Source organism: Microbulbifer sp. MI-G (assembly GCF_030440425.1).
Lineage (GTDB): Bacteria > Pseudomonadota > Gammaproteobacteria > Pseudomonadales > Cellvibrionaceae > Microbulbifer > Microbulbifer spongiae.
This window is the reverse complement of sequence record NZ_CP098023.1, coordinates 3,445,175-3,460,339: the sequence shown is the minus strand read 5'-3', so window position 1 is coordinate 3,460,339 and position 15,165 is coordinate 3,445,175. Positions and strand designations below refer to the sequence as shown.

12 protein-coding genes and 1 pseudogene are annotated in these 15,165 nt (G+C 46.3%); 10 read left to right on the top strand and 3 right to left on the bottom strand.

Annotation, left to right across the window (positions count from 1 at the left end; genetic code table 11):
* Positions 1–386: 386 nt before the first annotated feature.
* The gene (locus tag M8T91_RS14415) at positions 387–1,157 is read right to left on the bottom strand and encodes an SDR family oxidoreductase (RefSeq protein WP_301414863.1); all 771 of its coding nucleotides are present in this window, start codon (positions 1,155–1,157) and stop codon (positions 387–389) included.
* Positions 1,158–1,361: 204 nt separating this feature from the next.
* Between M8T91_RS14415 and M8T91_RS14410 the strand changes: the two genes are divergently transcribed.
* Both M8T91_RS14410 and M8T91_RS14405 read left to right on the top strand, forming a co-directional pair.
* Positions 1,362–2,330 (top strand): flavin reductase, encoded by a 969-nt coding sequence (locus M8T91_RS14410; protein ID WP_301414862.1) that lies wholly within the window; start codon positions 1,362–1,364, stop codon positions 2,328–2,330.
* 45 nt (positions 2,331–2,375) lie between these two features.
* Complete coding sequence (locus tag M8T91_RS14405) at positions 2,376–3,449, top strand: 3-ketosteroid-9-alpha-monooxygenase, oxygenase component (RefSeq protein ID WP_301414861.1); 1,074 nt, start codon at positions 2,376–2,378, stop codon at positions 3,447–3,449.
* A gap of 35 nt (positions 3,450–3,484) precedes the next feature.
* Here M8T91_RS14405 and M8T91_RS14400 read toward each other — a convergent pair whose 3' ends face one another.
* A complete protein-coding gene (locus tag M8T91_RS14400) occupies positions 3,485–4,258 on the bottom strand; it encodes an SDR family NAD(P)-dependent oxidoreductase (RefSeq protein WP_301414860.1) in 774 nt (257 codons plus the stop codon).
* A 313-nt stretch (positions 4,259–4,571) separates the two neighbouring features.
* A complete protein-coding gene (locus tag M8T91_RS14395; RefSeq protein ID WP_301414859.1) occupies positions 4,572–6,134 on the bottom strand; it encodes an AMP-binding protein in 1,563 nt (520 codons plus the stop codon).
* A gap of 1,893 nt (positions 6,135–8,027) precedes the next feature.
* Between M8T91_RS14395 and M8T91_RS14390 the strand changes: the two genes are divergently transcribed.
* The 8 genes and pseudogenes from M8T91_RS14390 (at position 8,028) to dmpG (ending at position 15,077) form a co-directional block, all read left to right on the top strand.
* Complete coding sequence (locus tag M8T91_RS14390) at positions 8,028–8,516, top strand: Lrp/AsnC family transcriptional regulator (protein WP_301414858.1); 489 nt, start codon at positions 8,028–8,030, stop codon at positions 8,514–8,516.
* Positions 8,513–8,986, top strand: a complete 474-nt coding sequence (locus M8T91_RS14385; RefSeq protein WP_301414857.1) for an Lrp/AsnC family transcriptional regulator — start codon at positions 8,513–8,515, stop codon at positions 8,984–8,986. The genes M8T91_RS14390 and M8T91_RS14385 overlap by 4 nt, the downstream gene beginning before the upstream one ends.
* 125 nt (positions 8,987–9,111) lie before the next feature.
* A pseudogene (locus tag M8T91_RS14380) lies at positions 9,112–10,140 on the top strand (acyl-CoA dehydrogenase family protein); the annotation flags it as partial.
* A 286-nt stretch (positions 10,141–10,426) separates the two neighbouring features.
* A complete protein-coding gene (locus M8T91_RS14375; RefSeq protein ID WP_301414855.1) occupies positions 10,427–11,059 on the top strand; it encodes an IS630 family transposase in 633 nt (210 codons plus the stop codon).
* A 369-nt stretch (positions 11,060–11,428) separates the two neighbouring features.
* On the top strand, positions 11,429–12,250 hold the full coding sequence (locus tag M8T91_RS14370; RefSeq protein WP_301414854.1) for an alpha/beta fold hydrolase: 822 nt from the start codon (positions 11,429–11,431) through the stop codon (positions 12,248–12,250).
* A gap of 3 nt (positions 12,251–12,253) precedes the next feature.
* Positions 12,254–13,045: a fumarylacetoacetate hydrolase family protein gene (locus M8T91_RS14365; RefSeq protein ID WP_436970304.1), complete on the top strand. Its 792-nt coding sequence runs from the start codon at positions 12,254–12,256 to the stop codon at positions 13,043–13,045.
* A 26-nt stretch (positions 13,046–13,071) separates the two neighbouring features.
* A complete protein-coding gene (locus M8T91_RS14360) occupies positions 13,072–14,010 on the top strand; it encodes an acetaldehyde dehydrogenase (acetylating) (RefSeq protein ID WP_301414852.1) in 939 nt (312 codons plus the stop codon).
* A complete protein-coding gene (gene dmpG / locus M8T91_RS14355) occupies positions 14,007–15,077 on the top strand; it encodes a 4-hydroxy-2-oxovalerate aldolase (RefSeq protein WP_301414851.1) in 1,071 nt (356 codons plus the stop codon). The genes M8T91_RS14360 and dmpG overlap by 4 nt, the downstream gene beginning before the upstream one ends.
* Positions 15,078–15,165 lie beyond the last annotated feature (88 nt).

Here is a 15,165-nt window from a genome sequence, read left to right as displayed (position 1 = left end):
CTTGCCGTTCCGTTGTCTGCGGTTTTCACTGCGCCGTGAAACCTTTGTGGGCAGGGCTTCCGCGGCCCGACTTTGCGGATATCCCCACAGCTGGCTGATTTTCAACGGATGGTGCTGGCTGGGGATTTTTACGATCGCATAGCGGAGTGCTGCAATAGGGCCAACTCGGCTTGATGTCCCCTGTTCAGGGATTGTGGCTGCGGCGGGCTGTCGGTTTGCTCGGTAGATCACTCTGCGTGGTTGCCGCCATGTTTGGTGTTCACAACAACGGCGGAATACACCTTCTCAAGCATCTGTTGCTTCGTGGCCAGCGGCCCCCGGTAACGATTCAATTGCCCATACTTTTCTGTACATTCATTCGGGTTGGAATAATTCTCCATGTGCTGCTAAGGGTCACCTTGGAGAGATAAAAACGCGGGTGGCTCGCCGCCGCCATGTACTGCAAGCGAAGCGCCGGAAATATAAGCTGCGTCATCCGATGCCAGATATAAGCAGGCTTTGCCAATATCATCTGCGCTGGCCATACGTTTCATTGGCAGATGCTCCTCAATTTTAGTAATCCCCTCTGCGCCACCATAGTGCCCAAAGGCCGCTTCGGTTTTTGCCATTCCTGCAATGACCGCGTTTACGCGAACAGCCGGTGCCCATTCCTGAGCCAGTGATTGTGTCAGGTTTACCAGGCCCGCTTTGGCGGCACCATAGGCGGCAGTACCAGGGGAGGGTCTAGCGGCGGATATACTGGCAATATTGATAATAGAACCACGCTCTGCGGTATCAGCCATTGCCATATATGCCTGCTGACTTAGCACTGCAGGCGCAATGAGGTTGAGGGTGATAACTGCGGACGTAAATCGGGGTGGAGCGTTTTTTGCGTCAATCTCGGGGCTGCCCCCGGCGTTATTGATCAGTATGTCCAACCGCTCGGTCATACTCAGGGTGAAATCAATCAGTCTTTGTGTTGACTCAGGATCCCGTACATCGGTGGAGTGAAATAGAGCGGATCTACCACTGGTGGATGGCAGCATGGCAGGTTTTTTACGGGCACAGATGATTACATTGGCGCCAGCGTTGAGAAATTGTTCGGCAATACCCTTGCCGAGGCCCCGTGAACCTCCTGTGATCAGCACAGTTTTTCCGGAAAACTGATATCTTTTCATACCCACCCAGCGGCCATGTAGTGATGGTGATTTTTGTGCATTTTCTTTTGCATGGTCGTACTCAACCATCACTATATAATTGCCGGATTAAGAATATGGCTGTGTTGGCGCTGCTGCGGATTGTAAAAACAAGATTCACCATTAATTACAAGTATACTTAGTGCTTGCATAAACTACTACTCAAATATTTGTGAAATATTAGCCATGAGTACAATAGATCCATTAGAATTTCGTCGGGCTTTAGGCAGTTTTGCTACGGGTGTTACGGTAATTACCTCTATTGATCAGGGAAATAATCCGGTTGGTGTCACGGCGTCGAGCTTTAACTCGGTGTCACTTGATCCGCCACTGGTGCTTTGGTCATTGGCGAAAAATGCAATGTCGCTGTCTTCTTTTCAAAACGCCGGGTATTTTTGTGTGCATATACTTGCTGCCAGCCAGCAGGATACCTCGAATCAGTTTGCCTCCAGGGGGGCAGATAAGTTTGCTGGTATCGACTGGAGGAGAGGGATAGGCAACTTGCCTATTTTGTCTAAGTACGCTGCACGCTTCCAGTGTAAAACAAGCTATCAATACGAAGGTGGTGATCATATTATTTTTGTGGGCGAGGTGTTGGAGTGTGACCGGGTTGAAGAATTGCCACTAGTGTTCCATGGTGGTAAATACGCCCTTGCTAAAACCAAAAATAGCAACGAGAAACCCGGAGAAGCCGTTAATATTGCGGCAGGTACCTTCTCGGATCAGTTTTTTTTATACTTGCTATCGCGTTCACATTTTCAGGCTGCCCATAAGCTGCAAAAAGACTTGTGTAAAAGTAATTTAAATAAAGAAGAATATCTTGCTCTGACATTGTTTGGTATGGGCGGTAGTCTTTCTTTTCAGGACTTGCATGATCGCATGGAGCATACCGGTTATAGCCCTAGTCATGGGATGCTGCGGGATATGTTGGAGCGCGGATTGATTGTGGAGACGATGAAGGGAACTCTGGACGAAATCAAACTTTCCCTATCCGTAAAAGGGCGTAAACTCTATGTCAGCCTGCTGGCAAAGTCGAAAGCGATTGAAGAGGAATTGCTGGATGGATTTTCTCCTGAAGAAGTGGCGGATACGCGGGATTTTCTCAAGCGTTTTATCCAGAAGACAGATCCCGGAATTCCGGATCTATGGCAGTGAACCTAAGTAATCACCAGTTTCGTAAATAGTCAATCGGAGAAAAATATGGCGCTCGTAGAAGAATTTGATCTGGGTGAATACATCTTTCCGCGTGGTTGGTTTATGATCGCTGAGGCAAGTGAGCTGGATGATGGCCCCAAGGGTGTGCGGTTTTTTGGAAAGGACTTTGCGCTGTATCGAGGCGAAAGCGGCCGGTTAGTGCTGCTGGATGCCTATTGTCTGCATATGGGAACACACCTGGCCAAAAGCAACAGCGCCTCCATCGTGACCAATCATGAGCAGCTGGAGGGAGACTCAATTCGTTGTCCATATCACGGCTGGCGCTATAATCCGGAGGGCCAGGTTGATGATATTCCCTACTTTGACGGCCCGTGTCCCAAGGCTAGAATTAAAAGCTACCCTGTTGTTGAAACACTGGGTGCAATTATGATGTGGCACGATCCTGCTGGGGGTGAGCCGGATTACCAGGCCCCGGATTTGAAAGCGTGGCATGACTCGCAATGGATCAATGGATGCTACGACCATCTGGGTGATATAGCCATTCATCCGCAAGAGATTATCGATAATATGGCCGATGCGCATCATCTGGGCCCAACTCATGGTGCCCCCTGTGAGTATTTTGAGAACGAATATATAGGTCACAAATATTACCAGCGTCAGGGAGGATACCACCGGATGTACCGCGCTTACCTAACAACTTTAACCTGGTATACCGGTCCGGGTCTGTTGTTGTCTAGGCAGCGTTTCGGTGACAACAACGGTTATGAGTTTATTTTCCATACCCCGGTTGATAAGGGCATGGTTAAAGTTTGGCACAATAATCTTTCTCTGGCACCGGGTGTCAATCCCGGAGAGCAAGACATCGCAAATGCAAAAATGGCACAAGAAGGTGCGCTTGCCGCTTTTGCGCAGGACTTGCAAATATGGGCGAATAAAAAGCCGGCATTACAAATTATGGCGCTACCGGTAGAGCGCAATTTCCGGTTGGGGAGAATATGGTATCAACAGTTCTATAATCCCATTGAAAAAGCAAAAGAATTCCATGCTAGGGTGAATGGCAAACACCACCTAAAAGGTCTCGCTAAACCAAGTGCGCTAGCGGTGGAATTGCAGGAATAAGCTCGGACAGGGAAAGGCTTAGGTCAGTGGACTGTTCAGACACTGTAGCCGCCGTCAACGCAGATCATCTGCCCTGTGACGTAATTTGCGCGGTTCGAGGCAAAGTAAGCGGCAGCTTCGCCTACATCCCTGGCTTTGCCGAAGCGTTTCAGGCAAAGTGATGCTTTAACAGCTTGCTTCCACTGTTCGTCAAAGATGCCCTCTTTTTCAAGGCGCAGATAGATGCCAGCTTCAATCACACCGATTGCAACCGAATTTGCACGAATATTGTGGACACCCTCTTCTTTGGCAATGTGTTGCATGATGGCTTCAATACCGGCTTTCGGGGCAACCGATAACGCATCTTTGGGCGGGGTTCGGATCAAACCCGCGGAAGAGATGTGTACAAAGCTGCCGCCACCCTGGGCGCGCATATGAGGAATGGCTGTTTTGGCTATCCGATAAAAACCGTTGAGATCGTTGTTGATCACTTCATCCCACTGCTGATCAGTGATGTCGCTAAAAAACGGCTGGGCAATGTCCGATCCTGCGGCCACAACCACAGTATGAACTCGGTTGTGTGTTTTAACAGCGGAATCAAAGGCGCTTTTAATACTGGCTGCATCGGAAACATCGGCCCGATGAATCGAGCACTGGCGACCCATAGATTTGATTTGCTCAGAAAATTGACGTGCTTTTTCAATACTGCTTTTATAGGTAATGGCAATATCGCTACCGTATATGGCAATGTGTTTGGCGCAGCTGCTACCGAGACCGCCGCTTCCGCCATAAATCAATGCAGCACCACTTGGGAATTCTTGTGTTTTCATAACATAGGTACCTGAATGCAGAAAACATGGGTTTCATTGATATCCAGCCAGGTTTTGTGTTGAACGAAGGGCTGGGGCTGCCTTTGTCAATGTGTCCATCATAGACCGTTAAAACAACAAAATCCGTAGGGAATCGTAAATTGTACTGCCGATGCACCAGTGTATAATTATCCTGACCTATGCATTTCGGCTTATAATTCCCCAATACCGTGTAGTGGGGTTTCAGATGGTAAGAGCCCTGCGGGGGCTACATCCGTGTACGGCGGGACTCTACTGATGCGATTACTTTCAGGTTAACTACACTTAACGTTTCCTATTGCTCGAGTAGGAATTTTTGTACTTTTCCCGAGGCATTTCTCGGCAGCGACGTAACGAAGTGTACTACTCGCGGTACTTTGTAATTGGCCATGTGTTCCCGAAACCAGTTGCGGAGTTCATCGGGAGACGGTTTCCCCTCTTCCTTTAGCACGATATGTGCAACACCCACGCTTCCTAGGCGGTCATCCTTAATGCTTGTTACTGCGACCTCTGTAATAAATGGGTTCCTCAATAATAAATTTTCGATTTCAGCCGGATAACAATTAAACCCGCCACAGATATACATATCCTTGGCTCTGTCGGTAATCTTGATATAGCCATTGGTATCTTGCCAGCCGATATCACCGGTATTCAGCCAGCCGTTCTGGTCGATTGCCTGTTCGCTTGCCAGGGGGTCGTCAAGGTAACCCTGCATCACGTTAAAGCCTTTAACAAAAATATTGCCAATTTCACCGGATGAGAGCTGCTTGTTGTTTTTATCCAGAATCTTGATTTCAATACCATCAATAGCACAACCAGCGGTATTGGCGATGGTTTCAAGATCATCATCCTGGCGACATATACTGACAACGCCGCATTCAGTTAAACCATAACCGGTATAGACCTCTTTGAAACCGAGTATCTGTTTCATGTCGCGCACCAGCTGTTCTGGCACTGAGGCTGCACCGGTCACTGCGCAGCGAAGACTGCTTAGATTGGTGTGGATTAACTGCGGTGAGCTTAGCAGTGACTGAAATACAGTGGGCGCGCCTGGCAGCATACTTATCTGCTTTTCGGCGATGGTCTTCAGAATAGTATCCGCATCAAAAAACGGTTCTGGAAAGGCCGTTGCGCCGGTGAGTAAACAGGCCAGCCAGCCTGCTTTACAGCCAAAGACATGAAAGAAAGGGTTAACAATCAAATAACGGTCCTGCTTGTTCAGTCCAACTGCCGCTGCCCAAAGTTTGAAAGTAGCGACTACTTGACCATGGTTACTCATAACCCCTTTGGGCACACCGGTGGTACCCGATGTATACAGGATGTCAGACAGTGAGTTGCCACGCAGGGCACCGATACATTGATTAACAAGCTGGTCTGTGACGCCATGACCACGAGCTAGAAATTCTGCCAGTGAGTTTGTAACCGCATTCTCGCCAGCGGGTTGTCCACGCAACACAATAATTTCGTGTACACACTCTGGCTTATATGCATTGAGTAACCGTAAATAATTTGTGTCGAGAAAATCACTGACTGTAAATAAGAGTTGGCTATGGGATCGATTCAATATATCTCCAGCCTCGATCCCCTTGTAGCGTGTGTTCAATGGTACCAGAACGCCGCCGGCCATCATGCCGCCAATAGCTATCCAAATCCATTCATGAATATTAGGTGCCCATATGGCAAATCGATCACCAGCCTTGAGTCCGCTCGAAATAAAGCCCCTGGCAGCTTCTTTTGACCTGTTTTTCAGCTCTTCAAATGTCAAAGTGATGCCGTGATCATCAATAGCAACTCGCTCGGGCCACTGATCGGCTGCATCAATGGCCATAGCGGGAATCGTTTGTGTCAGATCTACCATGCTGTCAGTCCGCTTGAATGCAGGCTTGTATGTCTGCACCATATGGTGGTGGCCAAGAATCGGTGATAAAGTGTGTGAATAGTTTATCTTATAAAAGGCTATATCATACACATATATAAATTAATTAAAGTTATTTTTAGATATTACCTGTATGGTTTTCATAATCCTCTTTCTGATTAATACAATCAGGCAGCCACCAGTTGCCTGATATTTCAGTGGCCACAGCCCTAAAGCCCTCATAACACCCAAACCAGTCACATGACAGTTCCTGCCCAGAAAGGCAGCCTGCGGGCCAGTAAAAACGCTCCCGGGAATCGCCAGAATGAGGCTCCCGGACCGTGCAAGGCGTATAGGCTATCTCATCAGCAACAGGTTATTAGTCCGAAGCCGGAAAACGTAATCGCGAAAATTGCGCGACAGATCTTTCTTGAAGAAAGTGCTGTGTCCTCGATCGGATTCAAGTTCGGTCAGTGGCGGAATTGTCGTGGATATCAGCCTGTGTTGTCACTTGCGCTTTGTTGTGTAGATCGCCATAACGAGCCATTCAATACAGTGTGATCTGCTTCCCAAAAAGTTGTTTTCCGCCTGTGGCAGTGTAGAGAGGTGCTGCACACCGGTGGATACAGCCGCCAGGCACATCTGGGTCCAGCAGAGGCCAAGTTGTTCCCCACCGGCCTTACCCTCCTTGTGCACGCTATTTATTGTGTATAAATTTAAGTATATTGTACGAGTATGTAAGTTTTTTTTAAAAAAAATGATATTAATCGTAAAATAGTTGCTCTAAATATACGAAAAATGATATGGTTTGTCAAAAGGCCCATAGAGTAACAAACATTGGAATAGAGGGGGCAGGTGTACTCGACACAATGAAAGTGTTTGGCTTGTCGCAGGGCATTGCTGGCCCGATGCCTACTATGGTCCTGTCTGGCAATGGTACGAGGGTGAGCAAAATAAGAGAGCCTGAACGACTCCCATGAGATGGGTAACCCGGGTATCGTGTGATAAGTGCTGCGCCGGCTATATGAGGATTGCGGTGATCCGTATTTTACATACCCAGAGGCTCGGTTCGTGAGTTGTACAGGTCGCTGAAACCTGGAGCTATGCAGCTTTTTAGGTGGATTAAAAGGGCGTTGGCCAGTGGGTTAACACCAGTTTGAAAATTTCCTGATGAGCCGCATTTCTCGACATGAATTATGCACGGCGCCCCCCACTGCGCGGAAAGATGCATATGCCGGTGGGTGCTGGAAATTAACTGGGCGCCAAATCAGAAATTTGGGCCCGATGCTTTCCTTAGTATCGTATGGAACCCGGTGCCAGACATGGCATCACCTAAGAGTCCAGATTGGATCAGGTCTGCAATGTGCGAGATTGAGCACTGTGGTCGACAGTTGGCAGAGATGTCGATGACACTCACGCACGACGAAAGGAAACTAGAAGCGGAGAGGGCCCGGCAAAGAATTAAAAAATTCACAGCCGGAGAACACTTTATCTGATGGGTTGTTTTCACAGAAGGATTGCGTTGCCAGATTTGGCGATCTCAGGTACGGCGTTGCGCATCAGCTAGGTAACCTCGATCGTGCAGGCGAGTTGGGAGGACTGAGGGTGTAAGCAGTGGCAGGGTAAAGTATAGGGGGCAATTACATGAACATTTTTTGAGCTATTCAGCATTCTGTCCATAGGTTCTTTCGCTCAAAAAACAAGCAAAAATCATGCGATGCGTATTTTGACGCACTATAGTGATTGCCCTGTGTATCAGGCTTTTGATTAACAAGCCAAGGAGAGGATGTCGAGCCAAATATGATGATCCTGGATTTTTACACGGTTGCCCTGGGGTAATGTATTACCTGAAGTGATAGAATTTGTTTGGATAGTAATCATTCATCGGGTAAGTAGATGGGTAAAGAAAACAAAAAAGTGATTGATAAGGATGTTGTTTTAGATGACGTTGATCACCGAATTATCGAGATGCTGCAAATTGATGGGCGGATGTCTATACGGGATATTGCTAACAAAATTGGTTATACCTCTTCAATTGTGCGCAAGCGCATACAGCGCATGACAGATGCTGATGTAATGCGCGTGGTTGCGGTGACGGACTTTAAGGCCGCTGGTTACGAGCTGATGCTGGCGATTGGCATTGAAGTAGAGAATCGTAGCGCTGAGGATGTGGGGATGGAGCTTGCGGAATTGGACGAGGTGTTCAGCGTAAATATGACGACCGGGATACACGATCTGGATATTATGGTCGCCGCTCGCGATTTTGAAGAATTATCCTATTTTTTGCATGAAAAATTTCAGAGTATAGAAGGAATTGCCAAATTAACCCCAGCTATCACCGTGGATGTTTTTCGATATGAATCTGGGTGGGTAGGCAAGTTATGAGTAACGGGAAACTGGATGAAACGGATCAGAAAATTCTCGAACACCTGTGCATTGATGCCCGTGTCAGTAATCGAGAAATTGCAGAATCGATGAATTTAACTGAGGGCACTGTGCGTGGTCGAATAAAGCGTATGCAATCCGAGAATATGATTCGCATCATGGCTATTGCTGATGTGCGGGTGCAAACCGGATACGAGAATCCGATGATGGTGTATCTCGGTATTCATGCCGATCTGAAGGGAGTCAAAGAAACTGCAAAAGAAATTAGCAGGTTGCCGTTTATTCGCTTCGCGGCGACGATGTTGGGTCGATACGATATCTTAGCGATTTCTTTTATTGGCTCTAATGAAGAGCTAATCGAGCACATTAATACAGACATTATGACTATTAAGGGTGTTCGCCATGTGGAAACAAAACTGGCGATTAAAAGCCTGAAATACAATTATCGCTGGGGAAGAGTGATCAAATAGCCATATTTTCCTCAGTGTTTCTCTAAATTTGCATATAGATAATTTTTTATTGGTGAATTTCATATTGTTATTGTGCAATATTTGCTTTTTCTATTGTTGGGAAGCAGCTAACCAGGAGAACGTCTATGTCGCTGGCAGTAACAACAGAACGCCAAACATCGAGACTCGATGTAGCACCCTATCTTGAGAGTATCAAACAGCACAGTGCTGAAAACCGGAGTCAACGGCGGCTGTCTGAAGCAACTATACAGCAGTTCAAGGCATCGGGGCTGATCAGGTCGATGTTACCCAAACGATGGGGAGGATTGGAAGTCACACCCCAAGAATTCTTTTCGGCTCAGATAAAAATCGCAGAATACGATATGAGTTCCGCCTGGGTTGGCGGTATTATCGCAGTTCATGCGTTTCAGCTTGCGTTGATGGATGAGCGAGCGCAGGCCGATGTTTATGATGAAAATCCAGACGCTTGTGTATCGAGTTCTTACAATCCGGTGGGTGGCAAAACCGAAATTGTGGAAGGCGGTATTATGCTCAGTGGTCGTTGGGGTTGGAGTTCGGGTAGTGATCATTGTCAATGGGTTTTGCTAGGGGCTATTGTACCTGGTGAAGGCTATCGGACCTTTCTGGTGCCACGCTCAAACTATGAAATTGAAGATACCTGGCACGCGATGGGTCTGCAAGGAACGGCTTCAAATGACATCGTTATTGAAAAACCAGTATTTGTGGCGCATTATCGCACGCATAAGCAAATTGATGGTTTTAACTGCAAAAATAAGCAGAAAAATCCAATGTATAACCTGCCCTGGGCGCAAATCTTTGTCCGTGTAGTGTCGGCACCCGCCATTGGTGCCGCTCGGCATGCACTGAAAATATTCAAACAAAACGCCAGCACCAGCAGTACGGATCCAACAAAGCTAATTGGAGATCCGGATGTACTACGCCGCGTAGTGGAGGCGGAACACCTGATTGACAGCAATGAAACTATTTTGATGCGTAATTTCGATGCGATGATGGAAATAGTTAATCGAGGGCAAGAGATACCAATGATTGATCGCGTGAGATATCGATACCAGGCGTCTGTTGTCATTGATGAGATGATCAAGGCAGTTGATTGCCTGTTTGATATTGCAGGAGGCCGGAGTGTTTTCAATGGTGCAGAAATTCAAAATATTTGGCATGACATTCATGTTTCCCGTGCGCATGTTGCAAATAACCCAGTACCATTTGCACGAAACTTTGGCAATATGATGATGGGTGGAGAAAATCCGGATTTATTTGTCTAGAGACAATATTTGCTACAGGCCTTGAGGTGAATTCAGTACCTAGAGGAATTTATAAAGATTCATAGTGATTAAGATTTTTCATCTTTAAAGAAAGCTACAAGAGAGTTATCCAGGCTGGTTGCAATCTAATAATATCAGGACTGATGGTGATAATATCATGCGAATATTAAAAAAAGAAGATGCGCGAACACTCCCATCTGCCGCAAAAGAGGAAAAGCGTAAACAGGCAATTCGTTTACGGCAGGAAGGCTACTCCTACAAAGAAATTGCCGATATGGTTGGTGTTCACTTTGAAACTGTTGGTAAATGGTATCGGGCGTACAGTGCCCGGGGATTCGAAGGGATTTCAGCAAAACAACTGGGACGAAAACCGGGAGCGGGACGCCTGCTCACTCAAGAGCAGGAAGCCAAAATAGAAAAACTGATTGTTGATAAAAGCCCTAATCAAATGAAACTGGCATATGCTCTATGGACAAGAAGAGCTGTTCAGCAATTGATTAAACAGGAATTCAATATTCAAATAGCTATTAGAACAGTTGGAGATCTGTTGGCTCGATTGGGATTAACACCGCAAAAACCAATCAAGCAGATCTGCGAAACAAATCAATATCAGGTAAAAAATTGGTTAGAAAAAGATTATCCGAAAACTCAGAATATAAAACAGGAAGGAAATACAAAAATATATTGGAGTGATGAGGCTGATGTAGTTTCTGATTCTCAACAAAGACGAGGATATACATCTCAATCTCGGAAGTTTGTAACCGTCTTCAATGCCAAGTCGATTTTATGAAATATGGCATTATATGACATCAATAAAATATAATTTCATTAATCAGATAAAAGTTAAACCAGAAATTAAAAAAAACCACTTCATCCCAAAGTAAATTTTATATATTTTTTCGGAGGTTGATGTATCATCGATTATCGAATGATGGGAATTGAAAAGAGTAATTTGTATTTTCTGAGTATAGGCCAGAAAGATATAACGAATGAAGGTTTTCTGGGAGTGTAAATCCAGAGAATATCGCGTTTTTCCATTTTGCGGAATGTAGGAAATGAAAATTTTTTACATGCAGGCGTCACAAAAACTCAGACAGAATGGTTGGTTGATGTCAATAAAAAATCTGTTTTACTCGATGATTGATACGATAGGCCCATTATGAATGCTTTTGCGCCACCACGAGGAAGTACCGCCAAAGTCGGTGAGTATGACATTCACTATTTGAGTTATGGCGAAGGGCCAGCTGTGGTTTTCCTGCATGGAAGTGGCCTTGGTGCCAGTGCCTATAGTAACTTCAAACAGAATATCGATGCTGTGGTCAATTGCGGGCATCGTGCTGTGTTGATCGATATGATTGGATTTGGTTATTCAAGTAAGCCAGCGGATCTCGATTACACAATGAAACTGTTTGTAACCACGGTCAAGGCTGCTCTTGATACCATCGGTATCGATCGGTGCTCCCTGGTTGGTAATTCTCTGGGCGGAGGTGTCAGTATTCGCTTGGCATTGGACCATCCTGAAATGGTGCAACGATTAATCCTGATGGCGCCCGGTGCTATTGAGGAGCGAGAAACCTACTTTGCTATGCCTGGTATCGCTAAAATGGTCAGCGCGTTTGTCGAAGGTCCGGTAAGTCGGGAAGGATTGCGAACAGTACTGGAGAGCCTGGTTTTCCATCCCAAGCATATTACAGATGAATTGGTTGAAGAGCGATTCTGTATTTTAGAAACACAACCCAAAGAGGTGTTGTTGAGAATGGTGATTCCATCAATGGGTGAGCAACTGAGCAAATTGCAGTGCCCTGTGTTTGGTTTTTGGGGTCAGCAGGACCAGATGACGCCGGTCAGTGGTGCAACAAAATTTTTGAATCAAGTATCTGAATGCGAATTTCAGATATTCTCAGATTGTGGTCACTGGGTAATGGTTGAATATGCTGAACGTTTTAATCTTGCACTGGGAATTATTCTTACAGGAGCATGATTTGTGCCATTGAATCAGTCCGATGTTGAACATTTAGGTGGTGAACTGTATCGCAGTATGCTCAGTAAAAGTACGGTTCCGCCATTAACGGATAGAGTGCCCAATATCACCATTGATGACGCTTATAATATTTCTCGACACTATTTAGATTTACGCCTACGGGAGAATCGTGAAACTGTTGTAGGAAAAAAAATCGGGGTTACCAGTGCCGCAGTGCAATCTATGCTGGGTGTGTATTCCCCCGATTTTGGTTTTTTAACTGATGCGATGCAATTCTCAAATGGTGATGTTCCTATCGGTCAACTGATTCAGCCCAGGGCTGAAGCAGAGATTGCTTTCAGATTAAAAAAAATGCTGCGTGGACCAGGTATAACCACAGGTGATGTGCTTGCTGCGACAGATTCTGTGATGGCGTGTTTCGAAATTGTCGATTCCAGAATTGAGAATTGGAAAATAAAAATCCAAGATACTGTTGCCGATAATGCATCCTGTGGCGTATTCGTAGTGAGTGATATGCATGCTGATGCGTCTGATCTGGATTTGGCTGCCTGCAAAGCCAGAGTGTACAAAAATGGTAAATTTCTAAGTGAAGGGGAGGGTGCAGCCGTGCAGGGCTCCCCCCTGGCATCGATTGCCTGGTTGGCAAATACACTGGGTGAGCTTGGGGTTGCACTTGAAGCCGGTGAATTGCTGCTCTCAGGTTCTCTGGTGCCGCTGGAGCCGATTGTGCCCGGTGATGTAATGAGTATGAATATTGAAGGTATCGGATCGTTAAACCTAAACTTCGTGGAATAGAACATGGGAACAATTTGGTTGTGACTATGGAAAAACTCCAATGCATGATTTTGGGATCAGGCAATATTGGCACTGACCTAATGATTAAAATTCGTGACAAATCTGAAAAATTAGCAGTTGCTGCGGTCATTGGAATTGACGCTGAGTCTGAAGGTCTGGCAATGGCGGTCAAGTCTGGTTTTGCGACAACCTGCAAGGGTATTCAAGGCGCAAAGGAGCTTGCGGAATGGGATGATATTCGTATTGTCTTTGATGCAACCTCAGCAGGTGCCCACAAACACCACGATACTGTTTGCCGTGTGGATGGCAAGCAGATGATTGACCTGACACCAGCGGCCATCGGCCCCTATTGTGTGCCCGTGGTTAATATGAATGAGCACTTGAACGAACCAAACATCAATATGGTGACCTGTGGCGGTCAGGCGACAATACCGATTGTTTATGCAGTCAATCGCGTTGCCGCTTCTGTACCTTATGCGGAGGTTGTTGCCTGTGTTTCTTCACAGTCAGCAGGGCCAGGTACCCGCGCCAATATCGATGAATTTACACAAACTACCGCACGGGGTTTGGAAAAGATCGGCGGTGCTAAAAACGGTAAAGCCATTATTGTACTTAACCCGGCTGAACCGCCAATGATCATGCGTGACACTGTATATACATTGTCGATCAATGCCAAAGAGCAACAGATTGAAGAGTCTATCCATGCCATGCTGGACGATATTCAACAATATGTTCCAGGCTATCGATTAAAGCAGGATGTACAGTTTGAGGCGATTGACAGGGGTCAACTTTTGAATATTCCCGGGTACGGGAAGACTGCCGGGTTGAAAACAACAGTCTTCCTTGAGGTTGAGGGGGCCGGGCACTTTTTACCCAGGTATTCGGGCAATCTGGATATTATGACTTCCGCGGCTATGGCGACGGGGGAACGGATTGCCGAACTTAAATATGGGATTGGGATATGAAAGGTAAGTTGCGTAATCCCATTGAGGAAAAGGTTTTTATTCAGGATGTTACTCTGCGGGATGGCATGCATGCGATCCGACATCAATATGGTATTGAGCATGTTGCAGCGATTGCTAAAGCACTGGATCAGGCAGGTGTTGATGCCATTGAAGTAGCCCACGGTGACGGACTCAATGGTTCGAGTTTTAACTATGGTTTTGGTGCGCATACGGATTGGGAATGGATTGAGGCGGCTGCTGATGTAGTTAACAATGCAATGCTGACTACACTGATATTGCCGGGCATTGCAACTGTTGATGCATTAAAGCGAGCCTATGATTTAGGTGTGCGTTCTGTTCGCGTTGCAACTCATTGTACAGAAGCCGATGTCTCCAGACAGCATATTGAGTATGCACGTAATCTGGGTATGGACACGGTCGGCTTCTTAATGATGAGCCATATGAGTGAACCGAAAGCGTTGGCACGACAAGCAAAGTTGATGGAAAGCTATGGCGCACACTGTATTTATGTTACCGATTCAGGCGGCGCGATTGATATGGATGGTTACGCCGATCGTATCAAGGCGTATGATGACATACTGGACCCCGTAACCGAAAGGGGTGTGCACGCGCACCATAACCTGTCACTGGGCGTGGCAAATTCTATTGTCGCTGTGCAAAACGGTGTTCGACGGGTTGATGCTTCTCTGGCGGGTATGGGCGCCGGTGCGGGTAATGCACCGCTGGAGGTCTTTGTCGCTGCTATCGATCGTAAAGGCTGGAGGCATGGTTGTGATGTTTTCAAGTTGATGGACGCAGCTGAAGAATTGGTTCGACCACTTCAGGATAGACCGGTACGGGTAGATCGCGAAACCCTGTCGCTGGGTTATGCGGGTGTGTATTCGTCATTTTTGCGTCACGCAGAAAAGGCTTCTACAGATTATGGCATTGATGTGCGTACTATTTTAGTTGAACTGGGGTGTCGTGGTATGGTGGGTGGTCAAGAAGACATGATTGTGGATGTTGCACTTGATTTGAAAAAACAACTGGAAGCGACACAAACTACTCGAGAAGAAGCCACAATATAAACCCGTATCCCGGTTTTTTAATCAGAATATAGATGTGCTCATATAACCGAATTTGCATTCGGTGTCTGGCCATTGTCGTAGCTAATAA